Source organism: Streptomyces flaveolus, from assembly GCF_044765825.1.
GTDB classification, from domain to species: Bacteria; Actinomycetota; Actinomycetes; order Streptomycetales; family Streptomycetaceae; genus Streptomyces; species Streptomyces flaveolus.
Window position 1 is genome coordinate 324,889 of record NZ_JBIWKU010000002.1, and the last position, 21,409, is coordinate 346,297.

The 21,409-nt window shown below is 69.7% G+C and carries 17 protein-coding genes and 2 pseudogenes; 10 read left to right on the plus strand and 9 right to left on the minus strand.

The genetic code is table 11. The features are described from left to right. Window positions 1-5: 5 nt before the first annotated feature. Together ACIRG6_RS06720 and ACIRG6_RS06725 are read right to left on the minus strand one after the other, a co-directional pair. Entirely contained in the window at window positions 6-2,843 is a 2,838-nt protein-coding gene (locus ACIRG6_RS06720; RefSeq protein ID WP_403321254.1) for a non-ribosomal peptide synthetase, read from the minus strand. Beyond that, window positions 2,843-5,398, minus strand: a complete 2,556-nt coding sequence (locus tag ACIRG6_RS06725) for a Pls/PosA family non-ribosomal peptide synthetase (protein WP_403321256.1) — start codon at window positions 5,396-5,398, stop codon at window positions 2,843-2,845. Before ACIRG6_RS06725 ends, ACIRG6_RS06720 begins: the two co-directional genes overlap by 1 nt. Before the next feature lie 1,041 nt (window positions 5,399-6,439). On the opposite strand from ACIRG6_RS06725, the gene ACIRG6_RS06730 reads away from it, so the two are divergent. From ACIRG6_RS06730 to ACIRG6_RS06740, 3 genes and pseudogenes are all read left to right on the plus strand, one after another. Further along, window positions 6,440-6,808 (plus strand): 4'-phosphopantetheinyl transferase family protein, encoded by a 369-nt coding sequence (locus tag ACIRG6_RS06730; protein WP_364826061.1) that lies wholly within the window; start codon window positions 6,440-6,442, stop codon window positions 6,806-6,808. A 162-nt stretch (window positions 6,809-6,970) separates the two neighbouring features. Then, window positions 6,971-7,177 (plus strand): annotated as a pseudogene (locus tag ACIRG6_RS06735) (IS200/IS605 family transposase); the annotation flags it as partial. Further along, the gene (locus tag ACIRG6_RS06740; RefSeq protein WP_403321848.1) at window positions 7,102-7,869 is read left to right on the plus strand and encodes a hypothetical protein; all 768 of its coding nucleotides are present in this window, start codon (window positions 7,102-7,104) and stop codon (window positions 7,867-7,869) included. The pseudogene ACIRG6_RS06735 and the gene ACIRG6_RS06740, both read left to right, overlap by 76 nt. Window positions 7,870-7,953: 84 nt before the next feature. Here the strand turns inward: ACIRG6_RS06740 and ACIRG6_RS06745 are convergent, their stop codons facing one another. The 4 genes from ACIRG6_RS06745 to ACIRG6_RS06760 form a co-directional block, all read right to left on the minus strand. Beyond that, window positions 7,954-8,691: an anti-sigma factor gene (locus ACIRG6_RS06745; RefSeq protein WP_364686788.1), complete on the minus strand. Its 738-nt coding sequence runs from the start codon at window positions 8,689-8,691 to the stop codon at window positions 7,954-7,956. Then, entirely contained in the window at window positions 8,688-9,254 is a 567-nt protein-coding gene (gene sigK / locus ACIRG6_RS06750) for an ECF RNA polymerase sigma factor SigK (RefSeq protein WP_403321258.1), read from the minus strand. The genes ACIRG6_RS06745 and sigK overlap by 4 nt, the downstream gene beginning before the upstream one ends. A 162-nt stretch (window positions 9,255-9,416) precedes the next feature. After that, window positions 9,417-9,824 (minus strand): ATP-binding protein, encoded by a 408-nt coding sequence (locus ACIRG6_RS06755; RefSeq protein WP_403321261.1) that lies wholly within the window; start codon window positions 9,822-9,824, stop codon window positions 9,417-9,419. A gap of 665 nt (window positions 9,825-10,489) precedes the next feature. Beyond that, the gene (locus ACIRG6_RS06760) at window positions 10,490-11,074 is read right to left on the minus strand and encodes a TetR/AcrR family transcriptional regulator (RefSeq protein WP_364826408.1); all 585 of its coding nucleotides are present in this window, start codon (window positions 11,072-11,074) and stop codon (window positions 10,490-10,492) included. A 120-nt stretch (window positions 11,075-11,194) separates the two neighbouring features. Here ACIRG6_RS06760 and ACIRG6_RS06765 point away from each other — a divergent pair, with 120 nt between their 5' ends. Continuing rightward, entirely contained in the window at window positions 11,195-11,755 is a 561-nt protein-coding gene (locus tag ACIRG6_RS06765) for a hypothetical protein (RefSeq protein WP_403321264.1), read from the plus strand. Window positions 11,756-11,816: 61 nt separating this feature from the next. On the opposite strand, the gene ACIRG6_RS06770 is transcribed toward ACIRG6_RS06765, so the two are convergent. Then, on the minus strand, window positions 11,817-11,942 hold the full coding sequence (locus tag ACIRG6_RS06770) for a hypothetical protein (RefSeq protein WP_403321266.1): 126 nt from the start codon (window positions 11,940-11,942) through the stop codon (window positions 11,817-11,819). An 864-nt stretch (window positions 11,943-12,806) separates the two neighbouring features. On the opposite strand from ACIRG6_RS06770, the gene ACIRG6_RS06775 reads away from it, so the two are divergent. Further along, complete coding sequence (locus tag ACIRG6_RS06775) at window positions 12,807-13,160, plus strand: adenine nucleotide alpha hydrolase family protein (RefSeq protein WP_403321267.1); 354 nt, start codon at window positions 12,807-12,809, stop codon at window positions 13,158-13,160. Between the two features lie 290 nt (window positions 13,161-13,450). Here the strand turns inward: ACIRG6_RS06775 and ACIRG6_RS06780 are convergent, their stop codons facing one another. Next, window positions 13,451-13,996: a hypothetical protein gene (locus ACIRG6_RS06780; protein ID WP_403321248.1), complete on the minus strand. Its 546-nt coding sequence runs from the start codon at window positions 13,994-13,996 to the stop codon at window positions 13,451-13,453. An 862-nt stretch (window positions 13,997-14,858) separates the two neighbouring features. Between ACIRG6_RS06780 and ACIRG6_RS06785 the strand changes: the two genes are divergently transcribed. After that, window positions 14,859-15,719, plus strand: a complete 861-nt coding sequence (locus ACIRG6_RS06785; protein ID WP_364686853.1) for an alpha/beta fold hydrolase — start codon at window positions 14,859-14,861, stop codon at window positions 15,717-15,719. 239 nt (window positions 15,720-15,958) lie between these two features. Here ACIRG6_RS06785 and ACIRG6_RS06790 read toward each other — a convergent pair whose 3' ends face one another. Continuing rightward, entirely contained in the window at window positions 15,959-16,831 is an 873-nt protein-coding gene (locus ACIRG6_RS06790; protein ID WP_403321270.1) for an aldo/keto reductase family oxidoreductase, read from the minus strand. Between the two features lie 269 nt (window positions 16,832-17,100). Between ACIRG6_RS06790 and ACIRG6_RS06795 the strand changes: the two genes are divergently transcribed. The 4 genes and pseudogenes from ACIRG6_RS06795 to ACIRG6_RS06810 all read left to right on the plus strand — a co-directional run bounded on the left by ACIRG6_RS06795 (window position 17,101) and on the right by ACIRG6_RS06810 (window position 21,027). Further along, window positions 17,101-17,964 carry a LysR family transcriptional regulator gene (locus ACIRG6_RS06795; protein WP_403321273.1) on the plus strand — a complete coding sequence of 288 codons (864 nt, stop codon included), beginning with the start codon at window positions 17,101-17,103 and terminating at the stop codon, window positions 17,962-17,964. 63 nt (window positions 17,965-18,027) lie between these two features. Continuing rightward, window positions 18,028-18,165: pseudogene (locus ACIRG6_RS06800) on the plus strand (SDR family NAD(P)-dependent oxidoreductase); the annotation flags it as partial. A gap of 249 nt (window positions 18,166-18,414) precedes the next feature. Then, window positions 18,415-18,846 (plus strand): hypothetical protein, encoded by a 432-nt coding sequence (locus ACIRG6_RS06805; RefSeq protein WP_403321276.1) that lies wholly within the window; start codon window positions 18,415-18,417, stop codon window positions 18,844-18,846. A 63-nt stretch (window positions 18,847-18,909) separates the two neighbouring features. Further along, complete coding sequence (locus ACIRG6_RS06810; protein WP_403321278.1) at window positions 18,910-21,027, plus strand: FG-GAP-like repeat-containing protein; 2,118 nt, start codon at window positions 18,910-18,912, stop codon at window positions 21,025-21,027. Window positions 21,028-21,409: the final 382 nt, after the last annotated feature.

A 21,409-nucleotide genomic window follows, 5' to 3' on the forward strand; every position in this document is an offset into this window, starting at 1 on the left:
TGGTGTCAGGGTGCTGCCGGAGGTACGGCGGCGTGGAACGCAATGTCGGCGGCCTCCTGGAAGGAAGGCGCACGGATCACTTCGGCCCGGCCCGGCGTTCGGCTCCGCTGCAGGGCGTGGGCCGCCTCCTGGGCGGCCGCCGCGCCGGAGCCGTCGCCCCAGAACAGGATGCGGTCGGCGTGGAGCCGGTCGGTTGCCTGCACGATGCGTGCGGCGTCCGGCACGGCGGCGACGTGCACGGCGAGGCCGCTGGCTGCGGCCAGGCCGGTTCGCCGCAGGGCGTCGGCCGGCGAGCCGAGGCCGGCCGCCGTGCGACCGGTGTCGGGGAAGCAGATCAGGGCGGCGCGTGCCGGGTGATCGGGGATCAGGAGAGGGTGCAGCACGGCGGGAGCCGGCTCGGACCGGGTGTCGATGAGATGGGCGAGGTCGGCGAGTACCGGGTGGGCGGTGAGGTCGCGCGGGGAGATGGCCTTGCCAAGTCTGACCGCGAGGCGCACGGCCGTCAGGGAGGTGCCGCCGAGGGAAAAGAAGTCCTTGTTTCGGTCGATTTGTTCTATGGGTGTGTCGAGTACTGCCGCCCAGGCAACGGCGAGCCGCCGTTCGGTCGGTGTCCGCGGTGGGGACGGGGCCTCGGAGGCCGTACCGAGTGCTCCGGCGAGGGCTGCCAAAGCGTTCTTGTCGGTCTTGCCGTTGGCCGTGAGAGGCATGCGGTCCAGCTGGTGGCAGGAGGCCGGGATCATGTATGCGGGCAGCAGTTCGCCTAGCCGTGCCCGCACGTCCTCGGCGGTCAGGGTCCGCGCGCCGGTGCAGAAGGCGGTCAGTTGCCGGTCTTGGCCCTCCGCTCCGGTCACCACGATCGCACCGTCGTGGACGCCGGGCACCCGCAGCAGGGCGTTCTCGACTTCGCCGATCTCGACGCGGAACCCGCGGATCTTGACCTGCGCGTCCTGGCGGCCGAGGAACTCCAGCTTGCCGTCGGGCAGCCAGCGGCCGAAGTCACCGCCCCGGTAGAGCCGTTGCCCTGGACGGTGAGGATCGCTCAGGTAGGCGAGCCGGGTGCGTTCGGGGTCGTTGACGTACCCGCGGCCGACGCAGATCCCGGAGAAGACGATGGCGCCGGGCGCGCCGAGCGGGACGGGAACAAGGTGGTCGTCGACGACATAGACGCGCACGTTGCGTACGGGCCGGCCCAGGGGGATCCGGTCGCCCGGCGGCGCGCGGTCCAGCACCTCGTGGTTGGTGTCGTCACTGGTCTCGGTGAGGCCGTAGGCGTTGACGAGGCGGAGACCGGGGCCGCCGCCGAACCAGCGCTGGACGAGCTCCGCCTTGAGGGCTTCGCCGGTGACCGAAACGCACCGCAGGTCCGGCAGATGGCGGGGGCGGCGTTCGAGCGCGGTGAGGAGGACGTCGAGGTAGGAGGGCACCACCTGGAGGATGTCGACCCGGCCCTCGGTGATCGTGTCGAGGAACCGGTCCGTGTCGAGGACCGCTTCCTGATCGACCAGCAGGGTCCGCCCGCCCGTCAGCAGTGCGGCCAGGAGCTGCCAGAGCGAGATGTCGAAGCACTGTGAGGCGGTCTGTGCGACGACTGTCCCCTCGTCGATGCCCAGGTCGTCGATCTTGGCGAGGAGGTGGTTGAGCAGGCCCGCGTGCTCGCACATCGCGCCCTTGGGCTCACCGGTGGATCCGGAGGTGAAGAAGACGTACGCAAGCGAGTCCGCGGGGACGTCCACGCCGGGGTCGGTGTCGTTGCCGGCTGCCTCGGCGATGTCCGGGACGAGCACCTTGCGAGTGCCGGGCAGCAAGGCCAGGGCCTGGTCCAGATGGGCGGTACTGCCCGGTTCGGTGAGTACGAGCGTGCAGTCGGCGCGGGCGAGCACGGTGGTCATGCGATCGGGCGGGTAGTGCGGGTCGAGGGGTAGGTAGGCGCCTCCGGCCTTCAGCACGGCGAGTACGGCGACCGGCCAGTTCAGGTCGCGTTCGGTCACTACTGCGACCACCTCCTCGGGGCGCAGCCCCTGGTCGAGCAGGGCGTGCGCCAGCCGGTTGGCGCGTACGTCGAGTTCCCGGTACGTCCACCGCCGGTCGCGGTGGACTACGGCGACGGCATCGGGGTGCCGGTGCGCACGCTCCTGGAACAGTTCGTGGAAGCGGCGGTCGGGCAGCGGGCGGCAGGGCCCGGCGAGCGCGTCGATCTGGAAACGGATCTCCTCGGCCGTCAGCAGGCTGTGCCGGTCGTGCGGGGCGTCCGGACGGACGGCGATCTGTTCGAGGGCGCGCAGGTGATAGCTGCCGATGCGGGCGGCGCAGTCAGCGTCGAGCAGGTCGGTCCGGTACCGCAGTCGCAGGGCGCGCCGGCCGTCCTGCTCTCCGGCGGCCACGACGAGCACCGTGCCGTCCGTGGAGCTGGCCGGCTCGTGCCCGACCGGGTCGAACACCACCTCGCATCCCGGTGGGGCCGAGGTCGCGGGCTGCGTCGCGAAAGCCCGCGCCTGCGCCTGCCGGGCCGCAAAGACCAGTTCGCGCCAGCTGCCGGATGCCACCGTCAGTTCCCAGGGCAGGAACCCGGTGCCCGCGGGCGGCCGATATCCGCTGCGGACGGCGGGGGCGCCGGAGAGGAGGGCGAGGACCTTCGCGTGCGCCGCGAGGAGGATCGCGGTCAGCGGCACGCCGAGCTCCCGGGCCCGCTGCTCGAGGGCCGCCGTGACGTCGTGGGGGACGGGGGTGTCGTGCCGCGCGGTGCCGGGGCGGGGGCCGCTGGTCCAGCGGGGCGCGGTCGTGAAGACCTCCTCTGGCGAGGTCTCGTGTCCCATGTCGTGGCCGCTGGTCGCTGTCGTCGTCATCACCGCTCACCTCCGTGGGTGTCAGATACGGGGCGGGCAGGGTTTCCGGCCCAGCGAGCGCCCTCGGGGACCGTCTCGCCCTTCATCAGGAAGGTGTCGGCTGCCAGCTCCACGCCGTCGCCGACTGTCACGCCGTAGTGCACCAGCGCTCCGACCCCGAGGGTGCAGTGTGCGCCGATCTCGCTGCGGTCCGACTTGAACGTGCCGTCCTCCTGGGAGTGGCACTGCACGACGCTGCCGGCGTTGAGCGTGCAGCCGTCGCCGACGGCGACCATGGGGCGCTCGGTGAACGTGCATCCGTCGTCGAACACTCGCCGGCCGATGCGGACGCCGAGCAGCCGCCATACCGCGCTCTTGAACGGCGTGCCGTTGAGGACGTGCAGATGGATCTCCGAGGGCACCTTCCAGTAGCGCTCGCGGTACCAGAAACGGCGGTCGTAGATCGAGCAGAACAGCGGCTCCGGCCGGTGCCGCACAGTCAGGGCCCTCTCGACCAGGACGAAGTAGAGGACGGTGAAGGGCAGCAGCAGGACGGTGGCCAGCCCGAGCACCACCATGCCCAAGTGCGGGTACAGGCTTGCCGCGCCGGCGAAGAGGGCGGTGACGCCGAAGAAGTAGAGCCACCCCGTGAACAGGTAACAGAGCATCGTGACCGCGTTGTGCCGGTTCTTGGCCGCCAGGCGGGCGCGCAGTGCGTCGCCGTCCTTGAGATCGTCGAAGGTGCTGTCGCGCAGTACCGACCTCGGTATCTCGAAGCAGGGGGAGCCGAGCAGGCCCACGTCGTGCCTCAGCGGTCCGTCGACAGGCACCATCACCTTCGTGGCGAGCAGGCAGTTGTCGCCGGTCCGCCCCTGGGAGGGGTAGGCGATGCGGTTGCCGAGGAAGTTGTGCGCGCCGATCGAGGTCGCAGACAGCCGGAAGGAGGTGTTCGAGTAGTCGGCGTTCATCAAGGAGAGCCCGTCGGCGACCATGGTCCCGGTGCCGACCGTGCTGGCGAAGGGGCTCTCGTGCTTGACCAGGGTGCCGAAGTTCGAACCAGTCTGCTGCACCTGCGAGAGGTCGTAACCGATCCAGCGCAAGTAGTGCACGATGCAGGTGCTGTCGCCGAACAGGCGCGTGAGCGCCCTCCGGTTGGTGATGAGGACGATCGCCCGGTGTACGGCGTGCCGGAAACCGTACAGCGGGTAGGTTCGGCCCGGCGGCACAAGCCTGCTCAGCAGGCGCGGCACGGTAGCGACGACGACCAGGGCCACGGGCACAGCGCCGAAGAAGACCACCGCAGTGATCGCCAGCAGGTCGGCGTAGAGCGTCCAGTCGGCCGGGTGGGCCTCCGCCTGCCGCACCACCGCGGAGTCCTGGAGAACCTGGGAGAGCAGCGCATCCACCAGGCCCACCGCGACGGGTACGTACAGCAGCAGGACGGTGAACAGCAGCAGGACGCCGGCGGCGGCTCGCCGTGCGGTGCCGCACCGGGCGGGCTCCACTGTCCGGAAAGCAGTATCGGCGGGCTGGGCCGGTGAGCCGTGCCAGTGCGCACCGTCCGGTACTCGCTGTCCGGTGTGCAGGGACGACGCGTGCCCGAGCCTCGATCCGTCGCCCAGGCGGGTACCGATGTCCAGCACCGTCGCCTCGCTGACCACAGCCTCCCGCCCCAGCGTGACGGGGCCGGTCTCGATCACCCCGTCGTGAGCGCGGTAGCAGCTGATCAAGGAGTCCTTACGGACGACCGTACCGTCGCCGATGGTCAGCAGGTCCGTGCACACGGGCATGCTGCGCGACAGGTAGGTCACTCCCCGGCCGATGCGTGCGCCGAGCGCTCTGAGGTAGAGCGGGTACAGCGGCGACCCGGCGAACAAGGCCAGCGGGCTTGACCGGATCAGCGTCTTGACCAGCCAGAAGCGTACGTAGGCGAGACTCCACACGCGAATCCGCTGTGGCTTCCAGCGGCCGATCAGCAGCCACTTCGCCAAGACAGGCAGGACGCACAGCACCAGGAGCAGCGCGGCGCCGAAGGTGACGGACCGGACATACGCATCGATGAGGCCGGTGCCGGCGGAAATCCAGTCGTAGCCTCTGGCGGTCACGAAGGCGAAGAGGAACGCGTAGCCAAGGAAACTCAACAGCTGCAGTGCGCCACACAGTGCGTAGTGGGGGTGGCCCGTCGGCGCCTTCGGTGTCCGTGCCTCGCCCGCCTCCGAGGTTGGGGGTCCGGACGTCTTGGGCGTCGGTGGTGCGTGGGCCGGCGGTGCACCGGCCGTCAGTGCCGCGGACAGTCCCCTGATGGTCGGGTGCCGGTAAACGTCGCGCATGGACACCGACGGCAGTTCCGGCCGTTTCCTGACCCGGGCGCAGAAGTGCGCCATGATCAGTGAGTCGGCTCCCAGGTCGTTGAAGAAGTGACTGTCCACAGACACCTTGTGCACCTGGGCGACCTCGGCAAGGACCCGTGCGAGGAGATCCTGAGTGCTGGGTGCGGGGGGATCCGCGAGTTCATCGTGGTGGGAGGCGGTGGCCGTGAGGCCGGTATCCATCACCTCGAGCCTCTGTCCCGTCATGAGGACTCCCTGGGCTACTGCCGGTCGAACGTCCTGCTGTCTTGCCAGGTATTCGTTGCCAGGGCAGCCCGGTATGAAGTTGTTGTGAGTGTTCTTGCATGGTGAATGTCCGTCTCACCATGTGGCGTTTCAGGTCAGCCCGGCACTTGCCTCACCTGTTCTGACCGTTGCATATATCGGGACAGGTGACCAGACACAAGAAATATGCGCGACTGCGTCATACCCGGCCTCCCTCGCACCGAATACAGAGTAAGGCGCGCCATCAGCAAAGCTTCAGAAAGCCCCCACGCCGACGTCACGCCTCTGGATCCTGCCCATACGAATTGGGGCGAGGAATCCGCCCGACTGCCTACGGACGAGGCCCACAGAGACTGTGTGCTCGGGTAAGAAGGCAGCTCTGTTGGTGCCGATGCGCGGCATCTGCCGGCATCCGACCATCAGCGGTCTCGCAGCGTCGGTGATCCGCCCGATCACCGAAACAATCGAAGCCCCATCACGAAGTCCGAACCCGAACACCGTGCGCCATCCCTGGCGGACACCGACACGAAGGGAGTCGGGCAGCAACGACAAGGACGATCAGCGTAGGGCTCTGACATACGACCGAAGTAGACCCCGCATCAGGTGAAGAAGGGCGGCCGGCGGCATGCGCAACTCTCCTGATAACCGCTTTCGGAAGCGATTCCCGCAACCGGCCACCGCAACGTCATGCTGGAACCCGTTCCGCTAGCACCGGCCGCCTGGGCCCAGCCACTGGAGCCACCTGCCCTTGGCAGCCCGCTTCGATTGTGGCTGGCACGGATACCAGACCTCCGAGACATCCTCGCCCCACTCGCTAACACACTGCTGGACAGCCACGAAAAAGCACGGGCCATGTCGCTACAGAAAGCGACGGATCGTGACGCATATCGGGTCACCCACACGGCACTGCGTCTACTCCTCGGGGCGTACCTGCACACAGAACCCTCAGGCATCTCTCTCGTCCGGCAGCCATGTCCAGTGTGCCGGGTCCGGCACGGACCTCCCGCAGTCCCCCAAGCGCCCTTGCGCTTCTCCGTCTCCCGCAGTGCCGAGCTGTGCCTTCTCGTCTTCGCGGAAACAGCAGTCGGCGTGGACATCGAGCGGTTGCCGGGCCTCGACCTCGTCACCGATGTCGGCGAAACACTCCATCCCCTGGAGCGCGCCGAGCTCGCCAGCTGCCCGTCGGCCCAACGCCCGGCGGCCTTCGCCCGCGTGTGGACCCGCAAGGAGGCGTACCTGAAGGGGCGCGGCACCGGACTGGGGCGCGCCCTGCATCTCGACTACCTCGGCACCTCTGAGCGTGGGGCGTGCCCGGTGCCCGGCTGGGTGGTCAGCGACGTCGCCGTGGAAGCGGGGTACGCGGCTGCCGTCGCGGTCGCCGAGCGCCACTGAGGATGCCATGTCGGGAGCCGGCGTGTTGCGGTAGCGGTAGGTCTCCGGTCGACGCTGGTGACCCGCCGTCGCGGCTTTCGTGATAGTGACGGTGCCGTTGCTGATCAGTCCTCTCGGGACCATGCGCGCGACGCCCCACCGCAGATGGCCTTGGTCATCACGGTCGCGGTCTCCAAGCTGGTCAGCAGCCTCAAGGGCGTCTCCGCCCGCCGGATACGGCAGGAGTTCACCGGCCGGATCAACCGCGCCATCATGCATGGGCACCTGTGGTCGCCCTCATACTTCTCCGCATCGTGCGGCGGAGCACCGTTGGCGATTTTTTCTGCAAGAGTCCCGGCAACTTCAGGATTTCTGAAGCGTTCTCACTGAAGTTGAGGGGGCTCGGGTTGGCGCTGGCTGTCGTACGGGACCTGCGCGATGTCCGGCCGTCGGCCACGGCGGAGGAGGTGGAGCGGTTCGAGACCGACGTGCTGGCGGGGTTTGTGCTGGCGCGGGCCTCGGCTGAGCTGGCGGACGGCACGATCCGCAGGGACGTCGGACACCTGGACCAGACGCGGTCCTGGTTCGGCCGCCCGCTGTGGGAGATGGAGCCGCCGGACGCCGTCGCGTACGTCGGGAAGGTGCTGCGGGCTTCGCCGAGCGGTACGCGGCTAGGGCGCTCTCAGGCGCTGATTACGTACTCCCTGTTGTTGAAGCTGCGGCACAAGGTCGAGGTCCACCGGATGACCGGTCGGGTGATCGAGTGCCCGATCGACGAGATGAACCGGCCGCGCGGGTCGAAGGACGCGGCTCTGCAGATTCCGCCGTCCGGGCCGGAGGTCAAGACGCTGTTCGCCGGATGGGGCGGCGAGCTGGCGACCTGCCGGAAGTTCGCTCCGACCGCTTGTAACTACCTGGGACCTGGGCCGCTTGGGCACGCTCCACGTCCGCCACGGCAAGGGCGCCCGGGGCTCGGGCCCGCGCGAGCGGATGGTCCCCGGAGTCGGCCGGGCAAGGGCCAGGACACCTGGGGAGGTCGAAGGGCGCTTGCCCTGCCGATCCACGCGGGAAACGGTGCATAACCGATCACAAACCGGCAGCTAGCGTCTCGGCGTGATCGCGCTCACCGTCAGTACGGCGGGGATGCCGAGCTGGAGGAGTTCGGCTCAGGCAGTGAGGGTGATGATGCCCAGGGTGTCGGTGGTGGGTTGGTCCGATCCACCCGCGGGTTCGATGGTGATACCGACGGCCACCGCGCCGGCGAGGGGGCCTTCCATGGCGTGTGCGTAGTATTCCCCTGCACCGTGCATGAGGCCTGCGGGACGCAGCGCGCCCGTCTCAGCGGCATACCAAAGTTCATAGACCTTGTTGCCGGTCAGAGTCGGCAGGTTCTGGGCGGTGAAGACGGCGCGCCCCTGATCACGGGAAACGACGACAGCGGCCGTGGCGCCACCAGTCAGCTCGGCGGTGTGCAGTGTGGCATCGGGTGCGGTCGTGACGTCGGTGAGGGCATCGCTGGTGGAGCGGGCCTGGGCGGCCAAGGCTCGGGCGTCTTCGGCCTGGGAGTGCTGCCAGGTCGCGACACCGCCGAGGGCAGCGACCGCGGCAACAGCCACGGCGAGAACGAAGTCCCGGGCACGGCGGCCGGCTGCACGGTGCTGCCTGCGGGAGCGGTCTTGAGACACGCGGGTGACGGCGTCCAGCGTGCGGGCCTTCACGTGCGGCGCCACGGGGGCGGTGTGCATGGCTGCCAGGGCGCTGAGGGTTTCCTGCAGTGCGGCGACTTCTTGGCGGCAGGTCTCGCAGCCGGCCAGGTGGTTTTCGAAGGCGGCTTCCTCTGCCGGGGGCAGGGCATGCAGGACGTATGCGCCGAGCGCCAGGTGCGAGTCCTCCCTGGAAGTCATCGGTCTCCCTCCAGGCAGGCACGCAGCTGCTGCAGGGCTGCGCGCATGCGGGACTTCACGGTGCCCGCAGGGGTGGTCAGCGCCTGGGCCACCTCGAGGTAGGTCAAACCCTGGTAGTAGGCGAGCACCAGTGGGACGCGGTGCTGGCGAGCCAGGGAGGCCAGGCAGTGGTAGAGGCGCCGCTGTTCGTCGTGCGTCAGCACCGTCTCGGCAACCTCGTCGAAGTCCCGATCGGGAAGGAGCGCCGAGGCGCGCTGCTCCCGTTGTGTGCTGGCCTGGGCGGTACGCACCCGGTCGACCGCACGGCGGTGCGCCAGGGTGAGCACCCAGGCTTTCGCTGTTCCCCGTGCGGGGTCGTACCGGTCTGCGGTGCGCCAGACCTCGATCATGACGTCCTGGGTGACCTCCTCGGCTTGGGCCGAGTCGCGCAGAATACGGCAGGCCAGTCCCATCACCGTTTCACTGAAAGCGTCATAGACACCTGCAAAGGCTTCCTTATCGCCGTCGGCGACACGGGCAAGCAGCTCCTCCGCTCGCGCGCTGGGCCTGGATCGGTGAAGCAAGCCCCGCTCCCCTCGTGCCTTGTGCTGCACTGTGAGGCATGCCCGCAGCGCGCTGAGTGCCGTGTCCGACTGTGTCACTGACTGCCGGGCAATGCAGGGTTGCGGAGGCATACGAGTGATGACGGCGCCGGTCGAGGACCTGCTCTTCCATACCTGGATGGTCTAGCCCTCCTCCAACCCGAGCTGGACGTGCACCGTCTTACCGCCAAGAGCGGGGACCACTCGGACCTGTTCACCCAGCTGGCTGACGATCTCCATACCGAAGCCTCCGCGCTGGCCCCCACCCGCCCGTGCATGAAGATCGGGCAGCTCCTCACCGTGATCAGCAACGGCAATGTCCAGCTGCCCACCGCTCAGGGTGAGGGTCAGCAGGCACGAGTCACGGGTGTGAAGGACCGCGTTGGTGACCAGCTCCGAGACAACGAGCACCGCATCCGCGACGCGGTCGGGCTGATCGGTGGTCTTCAGCCATCGCTCGGTGATGTGGCGGGCCACAGCCGGGGCCCGCCGACCATACGGAAGAGCGACAGCGTGCCGCTCCGTGATGGGGAGCGAGGCGATAGTGGTCATGACCGGCTCCCTTCAGGAGCCTCGGTAGCGACAATCTCTCTTCGCAAGTGATTCGTAGCCGCAGAACCGACGGATGGTGTGAATGGCCGAGCGAACAGCAGATCTCGGTCGAGCGGCAGATCCAGGCGGCCGCCCGTCCGACCCGCACACGTAGCCGGTCGGCCTCCTCCCGATGCGGCCCGGCCTTTCACCCGTCGCCCTCGCCGCACAGAGGGCCTCTGCTGTAACCACCCTTCCGCGGAGCATCGCACCCAGCCCTCCCGACCGCTCACCTTTTCCGGCATCCTCATCCAGCGCGCCCGCCGCTCCGATTCCCCCTGCGGCGGAGGTGTCTCTCCGGCGCCTTGGCGGAGGCAACCGCGATCTCCGTCTGCTGACGGATCCAGGCGGCCAGCTTGCACATGGCTTGAGCGTCGTCCGGCAGGATGCCCCGTCATACCTGAATCTCGAAGCCGTCCCGGCGAAGATCCAAGCGAATGCCTTCCGCTTCTATACGGCGACGTGAGCACGACGGAGACCGTCGTCACTCTTCGCCGCGTCAGGACATTGACAGTAGAGCCCGGTGAGGGCGTGCCGTCCAACTCCGGTGGACGGCACGCCCTCAAGTCGCTCGGTGCTCAGCGTTCCGACGCGAACGCAGGAACCGTCCCAGCCTTCGCGGCAGTTCACGCCTCGCGCGTGCGCAGGATGTCCTCTATGCCCAGCAGGAAGGTCTCGGAAATCAGCTTCGGGTCGAAGAGGCAGCCCGCGGCCATCGCGCCGTCCCGGAGCATGACGAAGCGCCGTGCGTCCTCGTCGGCGGGAGTGTCGCCGACCTGGGCCAGCAACTCGGTGACGGTGCCCAGGAACCACTGACGGTGGGCCAGGACGGCCCGGTGGACGGGGTGGGCGGGGTCGGGGTACTCGGCGGCCGCGTTGAGGAAGGCGCAGCCGCGAAACCCGGGGCTCTGGATGCCCTCGGTGATGAACCGGCCGACCGCCCGGACCCCGTCGGCCGGCGACCGCTCGCCCGCCCGTGCGGCCTCCACCCCCGCCCGGATTCCCCGGTCGGCCTGGTCGAGGTAGGCGAGGACGAGGTCCTCCTTGCCCGTGAAATGCCGGTACAGCGTGGCACGGGTGACCTGCGCCTCCGCGATGACCCGGTCGATGCCGACGGAGTGGATGCCCTCCGCGTAGAAGACCCTGATCGCCGCGCCGAGCAGCCGTGCCCGCGCCGCCGATGTGCTGCCGCCTTCTGCTGCCTCGCTCATGCGGTCAGGCTACCCCATACGTGAGGGAGAACGTTCGGTCTTGACAGCAGCCAACCCGCCACTCTTGAATGCTCAATGAGACCGAACGTTCTCCCTCATCCGCTACGAAAAGGACCTGCCATGGACACCCTCACCGCCACCGCTCCCACCGGCGTCCCCGCGGGCCTGCGCAAGCTGTACTTCCTGCGCTTCGCTTTCGCCGCCGTGTGGGCTGCCCTGCTGTTCACGACCGCCGGCACACTGGGCGCGCTCACGGCCACGCTGCTCGTGATCTACCCCCTGTTCGACGTGGCGTGCGCGGTCGTCGACCTCAGGTCGGCCCAGGGGAACGGCCAACCGGTGCGCGGCCTGCGCATGAACATCGCGCTCAGCGCCCTCACCGTCGTCGGCCTCGCCGTCGCAGCCACCTCCGGCATCCCCGCCGTCCTGCGGGTCTGGGGCGCCTGGGCCGTCACCGCGGGCATCGTGCAGCTCGTCGTCGGCGCCGTCCGGCGCCGGCTCGGCGGCCAGTGGGCGATGATCGCCAGTGGTGCCATCTCCACCCTCGCCGGCTCCTCGTTCATCGCCCAGGCAGGCAAGGACGGCGCCTCGCTGGGCAGTCTGGCCGGGTACGCCTTCCTCGGCGGCGTCTTCTTCCTCGTCTCCGCCCTGCGCCTGGGGCGCGACGGCACGCGAGCGTAGCCATGGCTTTCCGGCACCACGGTCTCCGTCCGCCGCCGCGGACGGGGACCGTGGGCTTTTGTCAGACCAGCGGGGTGTACAGGTTCGGGAAGTAGTCCTCGGGGGTGCCCGTGCGGCGGACGTCCCAGGTGGCGCAGTGCAGGGAGCCGCCGCACTCGAAGACGTGCCGGACGGGCACCGTGAACACCTCGAAGCCTCCGTCACGCAGGCGCTCGCCTCGCAGAGTGGCACCACACAGGACATCAGGGCCCGGCGTCGCACTCAAGACCGCCCTCGACGCCTATGCAATCCCCTCCGAGCTCTGGCACACCGGTGGCGGCTGCACCGCCCGGTAGGTCTCTTCGGGCCCGACAGCCCCATGTCCGAACACCAGCTGCACATCGCCATCACGGACGACGCCTCTTTGGACCACCCCGTCGCGCACCACAGCGGCTGGCTCGCCATGCGGTACGGCCCGGGATTCGACGGCTTCGCCACCCAGTGGATCCGCAACGAGGTGAGCCTCGAGGACATCGCGGACCCCTACCGCTGCCAGACCCGGCCCGAGCACTGGGACGGATACTGCGCCCCGCGCTTCACCCGCGCCATGATGCGGAAGATCTGCGCCGACACAGACCGTGCACCGTGCGGGCCGCTGGAACGCACCGGCCCACCTCAAGGGCGACACCGTGGTGATCGTGACGCCATACGGCCGCACGATGTCTCCCGAACCAGGACGGCCACTACCGCCCCGGAGCGTTCCGCTGGCCCTGGACCGAGTACACCGGCCGCGACACCGCCCAGGTCAACGAATTCGTCCGGACCGTCCGGTGGCACTACGAACGCAAGGCGGAATCCTGGACCGTCCTCGCCGCCGACCGCGGATGGCGAGTGAAGGTCATCGATGTCCTCCCTACCCCCTCGCCCCGGAAGGCCCCCCCACTACTGCACGCTCAATGAGGCGACCCTGACCTCCTATCAGGTCACCGCCGACGGCTCGGGCGACGCCGTGGCGGCTGACCGCGCACTTCGCGAGCGGGTCGGGGCCGTAGGCCTGCACAAGGTGCGCGTCGTGCACTACGACCTCGGCTCCGAGTGGCCGGGGGTTCCCGAACTGGCTCGGCGCCGAGCCGAGCGCTACGGCATCGCGTTCCTCCTCGTGACCCCCGACGGCGGCTTCCCGGGCGTGGTCGAGAACCGCCAGATGTGGCCCGACGCCAAACGTCGGCTCTGCACTTCCACTCTGAAGCGGGACCCCACCGGTCCCGTCATCACCACCTGGATGAGAGAGTTCGGCTTTGACCGCCAGGCCGTCGTGCTCAACGTGATGGGAGTCCGCGGGGCCGAATCCGCCTCACGCGCCCTCAAAGCACGCCTGACACTCGACACCCGCACCACGAGCGCCAGCTCCAGTCCGGTGTCGTAGACGGAGTGGTTCTCCAGGCGAACTCATGTCACGTCACCCGTTTGCGGGCCGGAAAACACCGGGCGGACAGCCGGGGCAGCGGACGGGGAACGTGCGGCACAGGCGGTATAAAGCCGCAGGTGGGCGGGGCTGTGAAGGCAGGGTGCGGCCGCTTGGACACTGGATGCCGCGCGCCCGGTGTCCGACACCGGCAGGGGTGTGGGCGACGTGACCGCTACGCACATGGGCCAAACTGGGACCCCGGCCCGATTCCAGCGGGCCGGGGTTCCACTTATGCGGGCGGCCGGGGCCTAGTACTCGTCGTGGTGGCTCTTGGTCACCCGGAAGCTGGCCAGGACACCGTCGTCGATGTCGATGCTCTTGACGTGTCCGGGGCGCACGCCGTAGCTGGAGCTGTGGCGTCCGACCGTGGCGATGGGAGCCCCGTTGTCGCAGACGGCCCCGCGGAAGACCTCGACGGTCTTGCGGCTGTCGTTGCGGATGTTCAGGGTCTTCGCGCCCAGGCCGCTGACCACGGTGATGCAGTCACCGGCGTGAGCAGAGTAGGACCGCTCGTTGATCTGGATACGGCCCTCGTCCTCGTAGTCGTCGCCCCGGTCGTGGCCCTTGCCTCCGTAGCCCCTGCCTTCGTCCTTGCCTTCGTTGCCCTTTCCTTCGTTGCCCTTGCCTTCGTCGCCCTTGCTGTTGCCGCTGTCGCCGCCGGTCGGGGCGGCCACGGCGGCCGGAACCTCCTGGGGCGCCGAAGCGGTGCCGGCCGAGGCGTAGGTGATGCCGGTCACGGCCAGAGCCGCAGCAGCCGACACACCAGCGGTGACCATGGTCGCACGAAGCTTCATCTCACCATCTCCTGTTCGAACAGAGACGCCGGACCGTTCGGCCGGCTCGTGAACGAACTTACCCAGAGCCGATATGACGGGCATTTCGAGAAGCCGGGGATTCAGCTCCGAACGGGGTATTCTTCGGCTCTTTCCATAAGCTGACGGCACCTCAGGTTACGTACCGGAAAAGGCGATTGACATACTATTAGGCTTTCAGGGTGATGTTCTGATGCCTTCTCACCCCGTAATGACGGCGTGTCGCTGCGGACCCGATGAGCTGAGCCGTGTTAACTGCCTTCCGGCCTGGCCGACACTCCCCCGCGCAGCACCAAGCCGCGGACTCTGCTGAACCTGCACGGGACCATCCCCGCGGGTGCGGGCAGCAGGCCGGGGCCGGGCACGGAAGGGTGAACATCGGCCCCGGCAGCATCCACGTCATGGCGCATGCCTTCCACCGTCGCCCTGTGCTTTCCCCGGATCAGCCGGCACGCAGCTTCCTGCCCCACCGCTCGACGGCCTTTGCGTCGCAGTACTCGCACAGCGGCGAACGGGCCAGTGCCCGTACGTGCGGATAGGTCGGCGGCAGACGGCTCAGGAGCCGATCTGGTCGCCGGGGCAGATCCGAACGGAGGCGTCCGGCTCGGTGGGAGGCGCTACAGGGGCGGTCATCGTGACTCCCCCGTCTCGGCGGCCGGCGTCGGCCGCCTCGAACGGATAGGTGAGGCGCTCCCGGTAGGCCTGCCTCGCAGGCTGCTGTGACCGAGCGCAATATCTGGCGCCTGAGCACGCTAGTTGGCGATGGACGGAGTGCCGGGGCTCATTATGGGCAGGTGGACGGCGGGGTAGCGCCGGCCTGGCCCCGGAGCAGAAGGGTCGTCTCGTGTTCGAGGAGTTCGCCACCAGGACGGTGCGCACCAGTGAGGCGTCCGTCTTCGTTCGGTACGGGGGCGAGGGCCCGCCTCTCCTGTTGTTGCATGGCCACCCGCGCACGTCGGCGACCTGGCACCGGGTCGCGCCCGTCCTGGTGCGGCGGGGTTTCAGCGTCGTCTGCCCCGACCTGCGTGGGTACGGGCGCTCCCGCGGCCCGGCGCCGGCTGCGGATCATGTTCCGCACTCCAAGCGCGCCGTGGCCAGGGACATGATCGAGGTCATGCAGTCGCTCGGGCACCAGCGCTTCGGTCTCGTCGGCCACGACCGGGGGGTTGCCGTGGCGCTCCGCATGGTGCTGGACCACCCCTCGGCGGTGACCCGGGTGGCGTTTGTGGACGGTCTGCCCCTGAGCGAGCACCTGGCCCGTGCGGATGCCCGGTTCGCCACCGCGTGGTGGCACTGGTTCTTCTTCGCCCAGCCGGAGATCCCCGAACGCGTCATCAACGCCGACCCTGACGCCTGGTACCGCGGCGACCCTCAAGCCATGGGGCAGGAAAATCACGACGAGTGGCGGGCCGCCACCCGCAATCCGGACGTCGTCCGCGCCATGCTGGAGGACTACCGCGCCGGGCTCACCGTGGACCGCCAACACGAGGAGGCGGACCGCGCCCGAGGCACGCGGATCGACTGCCCCGTCCTGGTCCTGTGGTCGCTGAGAGACGACCTGGAGGACCTGTACGGCGACCCGCGCGCCATTTGGCGCGACTGGGCCGACGACGTCAGGGGCCACGGCATCGACGCCGGCCACCATGTGGCCGAGGAGGCCCCCGGCCCGCTCTCCACCAGCCTGGGCGACTTCTTCAACGGCTGACGCTGCCTTGCTCCGCCGCCGGAGAGGCCCCCTTCCGGCCGAGATCTTCACCCGCCACTAGCGCACTCTGCGCACACGTACAGGCTCGGCCACCGCGCCTCCAGCGGTCGCAGCAGACGTCATCTCACCCGCTCAAACCGCCAGCCCAGCGAACGTGTTCGGTCACAGCACTAGGGCATGCGCTTCAGCCCCCAGCGGCCGCTTCGCCGCCCCTCCCCCACCGGCCGCTCCTCGGGGGCCTAGCGGCCGATCTCGTCCAACTCGGCCAGCGCGTCGTCGGGAAGCGCCAGCCCCGCCCCCTCGACGTTCTCGCGCAGGTGCGCCGCCGACGAAGTGCCGGGGATGAGGAGGATGTTGGGCGAGCGCTGGAGGAGCCAGGCCAGGGCGACCGACATCGGCGTCGCGTCGAGCCGGTCGGCCACGGCGGACAGAGCCGTGGACTGCAGAGGGCCGAAACCGCCGAGCGGGAAGAACGGCACGTAGGCGATGTCCTTCGCGGCGAGGTCGTGGATCAGGTCGTCGTCCTGGCGGTAGGCCAGGTTGTACATGTTCTGCACGCAGACGATCGGCGCGATGCGCTGCGCCTCGTCGACCTGGTCCACGGTCGCGTTGCTTACTCCGAGGTGCCGGATCAGGCCCTGCTGCTGTAGCTCGGCGAGCGCCTCGAAGGGTTTGGCGAGGGAGCCGGGCTGGGGGCCCAGGGCGTTGCCGACCCGGAGGTTGACCACGTCGAGGGCGTCGAGGCCGAGGTCCTCCAGGTTCTCCTCCACGGCGCGGCGCAGCTCTTCGGGCCGCCGGGCGGGGGGCCAGCCGCCCTGTTCGTCGCGGACGGCGCCGACCTTGGTCACGATGTGCAGGGCGTCGGGGTACGGGTGGAGTGCCTCACGGATCAGCCGGTTGGTGACGCGTGGTCCGTAGGCACCGGCGGTGTCGATGTGGGTGATCCCGAGGCGGACGGTCTCGCGCAGGACGGCGAGCGCGCCGTCGTGGTCGGCGGGCGGTCCCATGACCCCGGGGCCGGCGAGCTGCATGGCGCCGTAGCCGAAGCGGCTGACGGTCAGGTCGCCGAGGGTCCAGGTGCCGCCGGGCACCGAGGTGGAGGGGGTGTTCATGGTGAGTCTGCGTCCTTTTTCTGGGCGAGGCATGCCGGAGGGCTGCGTTTCGGATATCGGGAGCCAGCGGATGTCGGGCGGTGCGTGGTGCTCACGGGAGGCGGCCCACGCGGAGACCGCGCTCGTCGACTTGCTCGACGCAGCACGGTGACCGGCGCGGGTGCCGCCCTCTCTCTGCCGTAGATGGTCACCTGCGGATGCCGGGCGCATCCAATACCGGCCCGGTGGCCTGTGATACCCGGGAGGTATCACAGGCGTACGCTGGGGCCGTGGACACCCTGGAGACCCGCGAGCTGAGGTACTTCGTCGCCGTGGCGGAGGAGCTGCACTTCGGCCGCGCTGCCGAACGCCTCGGGATGGCCCAGCCGCCGCTGTCGCGGGCGATCCAGCAGTTGGAACGGCGTCTCGGTGTGCGTCTGCTGGAGCGCGACCGCCGCGGGGTCGCCCTTACCGGCGCCGGGGAGATGCTGCTGCACGAGGGCCGAGCGGCGCTCGACGCGGCCACCGCCGCCGTCCGCCGCACCCGCCGGGCCGGCGGCGCGGACGGGCCCGGGCGTTCCCGCAACCGCCTGGTGCTCGCGGTGAAGGCCGGCTCGTCGCACGAGTTGCTGCACAAGCTCCTTGACGCCTACGCCGCCGAACCCGACGCCGCCGAGATCGAGGTGGCGCCCAGCGGCACGTGCGAGCAGGGCGAGATGCTGCGCGACGGCCGCGCCGACGTGGCGCTGATGCACACGCCGTTCAACTCCCTCGTCGGGTTCGACAGCGAGGAGCTGATGACCGAGGGGCAGATCGCGATCCTGCCTGCCGGGCACCCCCTCGCCGCACGCAGGTCGCTGACCGTGGCCGAGGTCACTGACGTCCCCGACCTGCCGCTCGCCCGCTGGGCCCGGGACGGCGCGTACCCGCCCGGTCCCGGCCCGGAGATCCGCGATCAGACGCAGCTGGCCCAGCTGATCGCCCTCGGCCGCACCGCGGCCGTCTTCCCCGAGTCCGCCCGCGCCTGGCTGTGGGCCGAGCACACCGCCGTCCCGCTGACGGACGCGCCGCCCGTGGGCACCCACATCGCCTGGCCGGCGCACAGCCGCTCCCTCGCCCTGGCAAGCCTGATCCGCACGGCTACCCGGCTGTAAGTCGACCCCCGCGCACCCGCTGACTTGGAGGGCGAGGTCGCCGACCTCGTGAAGCAGGCCGTGGAGACCGCCGACGCCGACGGCGCCGAGTTCGACCGCGTGCAGGCCATCAACCTGCGCGGCGTGTGGAACTGCATGAAGTACGAGCTGCGGCAGATGCGCGAACAGGGCAGCGGCGTGATCGTCAACTGCGCCACCATCGCCCGATGGTCAACGCAAACTGGCCAAATGTGACGAGGTGTTGGCCTCGCCCACACGGTACGAGGCTCGGGTGGGCCGGCGGGCCGATGAACCGGGTGGCGCTTCGGACCGTGGGGGCGCGGGTCCAGCTACGAGGACCCCCGAACTCGTCGATCTTCACGTACAGTTCGGTGTTGAGGGCGTTCCACGTTCTCGTTCGTCACACAACGAAAACGACGCCCTCTCAGCGTCCGTGAAGAGGCGGTCCGCATGACAGACCGTGACGTCCTGGTGTTCTCGAAGGAACGGGACCGGGTCAACAGCCTGCCCGCCGATCACACGAGCGGCGTCCTGCTGCACGCCGACGGCCTCGGCGAGCACCGGGAGTTCACCCACGACCTGCACAACGAACCCCAGGTCGGCCGGTCGGCCAGGGGGACGCTGCTCCACCGCTTCGTGGTGGAGCCCACTGCGGACTGCACGATGCCCCAGGAGATTGACCTGGCCGTCACCGTCGCCGCCACCGGCTGCGCCGTCCGCGCCGCCGTCGAGGCGCACCTCGACCATCCCGTAGCCCACCCCGGGGGCTCGTCGGTCCTTTGGGAGCGCCGGTTCGACGACGTCGGTCCGGCCGGGCCATGCGCTTCCTCGGCCCCGCCGTGGAGGAGCTCCGCGACCCGGAGAACCCCTTCGGGCCGCTGATCACCCTTTCCGACAGAACAGATAGGAACCTCTGTGACCGGAAGATCCCCTCGTTCCGCCTGGATGACGGGAATAGTCGCCGCCGGTGTCGCCGCTGGTCTGCTCGGCACCGCGATCCCCGCGAACGCGGTGGTCGGCGCCGCCGTCACCGACACCTCGTACGCGTTCACCGCGAACCTGCACATCGGTGAGGGCGACCAGACACGAGCCTGCTCGGGCGCGCTCATCGACGCGCAGTGGGTCCTCACGGCCGCCGCGTGCTTCGCTGCCGACCCGGTGGCGGGCGGCACGGTTGCCGCGGGCAAGCCCGCCCTGAAGACGGTGGCGACCGTCGGCCGGAACGACCTCCTGGGCACCGGCGGCCATGTCAGCGAGGTCGTCGAGCTGGTGCCGCGCGAGGGCACCGACCTCGTACTGGCCCGCCTCACCGCCCCGGCGACCGGCGTCACCCCGGTCCCGCTGGCCGCCACGCCCGTGGCCCAGGGGGAGGTCCTGAAGGCGGCGGGGTTCGGCCGTACGAAGACCGAGTGGCGCCCCGACAAGCTGCACGCCGCCACCTTCGGTGTGGACGCCGTCACGAGCGGAGCCCTGTCCCTCTCGGGTGCCACCGCCGACGACGCGATCTGCGCGGGCGACACCGGCGGCCCGCTCCTGCGCCAGAAGTCCGGCGGCGGCTTGGAGCTGGTCGGCATCAACACCCGTTCCTGGCAGGGTGGCTGCTTCGGCTCGTCCGAGACGCGTACGGGCGCGCTGGCGACCCGCACGGACGGCATGCGCTTCGGCGCGGCCCTCGCGGCCGGCCAGACGCTCCGGGCGGGCGACGTCCTGGTGTCGGCCTCCGCCCGGGTGGCGATGCGCGCCGACGGCGACCTGGTCGTCTCGTCCGTCGCGGGCAAGAGCCTGTGGTCCACGGGCACGGCCGGCAACGCGGGCGCGACGGCCTACTTCGGCGCGGACGGTAATCTCGTGGTCCGCGACGCTGCAGGCACCACGACTCTGTGGCAGTCCGGCACCAGCGCGACCGGCGGCAGAGCGGCCCTCCTGGACTCCGGCGACTTCGTCATCCGCGACGCGTCCGGTGCCGCTGTGTGGTCCAGCAACACCGCCGTCCGCGGTGACCTCGACCACGACGGCCGCAGCGACATGTCGGCCTGGTACGTCTTCCCGCAGGGCACGGACGCCACGTACAGCTTCTCCGGCAAGCCGGACGGCAGCCTCAGCGGCTACAAGAAGACGTACACCTCGGCCGTGGGTCAGTGGGGCGACGAGCACATGAAGCGCGCCACCGGCGACTTCAACGGTGACGGCCGCGCCGACTTCATGGCGATCCAGGGCTACGGCGACAGCAGCGTCAAGCTGTTCATCGCGCTCGGCAAGGCGGACGGCACCTACAGCGAGCCGAGCAAGGCGTGGGAGGTGGTCCCGAACCATGTCACCTTTCACGAGACCAACATGACCCCGCTGGCCGGCGACTTCAACGGCGACGGCTACGACGACGTGGCGATCTGGAACGTGGACAGGACCACGGGCGTCACCAAGCTGTGGACGCTGACGTCGAACGGCAACGGTGGTGTCGTGCGGCTGATCCCGTCCGAGTGGTCCGGCCCCAAGGGTACCTGGCTGGCCTCCCGCTCCAAGTTCGTGACCGGCGACTTCAACGGCGACGGCCGCGACGAGGTGGGCCTCCTCTACGGCCAGGGTGACAACAGCATCAAGACGTACGTCTTCCCCACCACGCCGACCGGTGTCTTCACCACCCCGGCGACGTGGTGGACAGGCCCGGCGGCCACCACGTTCGACTGGAACCGCGCCCGCCCGCGCACCGGTGACTTCGACGGCGACAGCCGCGACGACCTGATGTTCTGGTACGACCACACTGACGGCACGGACACGGTCCAAACCCTTCTCTCCACGGGCACCGCCTTCGGCCCCACGCCGAAGCTCACCCTGAGCGGCCGCCTCGACGTCTCGATGATGCAGCTGGTAGCCGGCGACTACAACGGCGACGGCCGCGACGACCTCGGCGCCATGTACGGCGACTCGTCCACCGGCGTCGTCCGCCTGTGGACCTGGACGACCAAGCCCGACGCCATGTTCAACGGCGCCCTCCTGGGCTGGGAGTCCTCACCGAACAGCTTCGTATACGGCCAGACGCACTTCATGCACCCGTACTACGTCTGACTTCTCCTCACACACCCGCAGGCACGCCGCGCTCCCACGGCCGTCGAGCCGATGGTCGACGGCCGGCAGGGCGTGGTCCGGGTGAGGATGCGACGGCTGGGGCCGCACGGCAGCCCGGTCTCGATCTCGGAGACGGGCAGCCGGCGCGGGTACGGACGCGCGGTCCCGGCGGCCGGGTTCCACAGGACGGTGTCCCCGTCGAGAACCACGTACTGGCGCAACGCCCGCCTCCTCCGGGGTGTGGGCGACGATCCTCCGGCGTGGCCCCCGCCCCGCCCCCCCCCCCCCCGGGGGGGCGGGGCGCCGGGGGGGGGGGGGGGGGGGGGGCCCCCCCGGGCGGGGGGGGGGGGGGGGGGGGGGGGGGGGTGCGGGCCGCGGTGGG

What these genes read in the sequence shown, in the direction of transcription:
- ACIRG6_RS06760 (WP_364826408.1), bottom strand. Translation starts at nt 11,074, where the DNA reads ATGAGCGAGGCAGCAGAAGGCGGCAGCACATCGGCGGCGCGGGCACGG.
- ACIRG6_RS06780 (WP_403321248.1), bottom strand. Translation starts at nt 13,996, where the DNA reads ATGAAGCTTCGTGCGACCATGGTCACCGCTGGTGTGTCGGCTGCTGCG.
- ACIRG6_RS06805 (WP_403321276.1), top strand. Translation starts at nt 18,415, where the DNA reads ATGACAGACCGTGACGTCCTGGTGTTCTCGAAGGAACGGGACCGGGTC.
- ACIRG6_RS06765 (WP_403321264.1), top strand. Translation starts at nt 11,195, where the DNA reads ATGGACACCCTCACCGCCACCGCTCCCACCGGCGTCCCCGCGGGCCTG.
- ACIRG6_RS06755 (WP_403321261.1), bottom strand. Translation starts at nt 9,824, where the DNA reads ATGACCACTATCGCCTCGCTCCCCATCACGGAGCGGCACGCTGTCGCT.
- ACIRG6_RS06720 (WP_403321254.1), bottom strand. Translation starts at nt 2,843, where the DNA reads ATGACGACGACAGCGACCAGCGGCCACGACATGGGACACGAGACCTCG.
- ACIRG6_RS06790 (WP_403321270.1), bottom strand. Translation starts at nt 16,831, where the DNA reads ATGAACACCCCCTCCACCTCGGTGCCCGGCGGCACCTGGACCCTCGGC.
- ACIRG6_RS06745 (WP_364686788.1), bottom strand. Translation starts at nt 8,691, where the DNA reads ATGACTTCCAGGGAGGACTCGCACCTGGCGCTCGGCGCATACGTCCTG.
- ACIRG6_RS06725 (WP_403321256.1), bottom strand. Translation starts at nt 5,398, where the DNA reads ATGACGGGACAGAGGCTCGAGGTGATGGATACCGGCCTCACGGCCACC.
- ACIRG6_RS06810 (WP_403321278.1), top strand. Translation starts at nt 18,910, where the DNA reads ATGACGGGAATAGTCGCCGCCGGTGTCGCCGCTGGTCTGCTCGGCACC.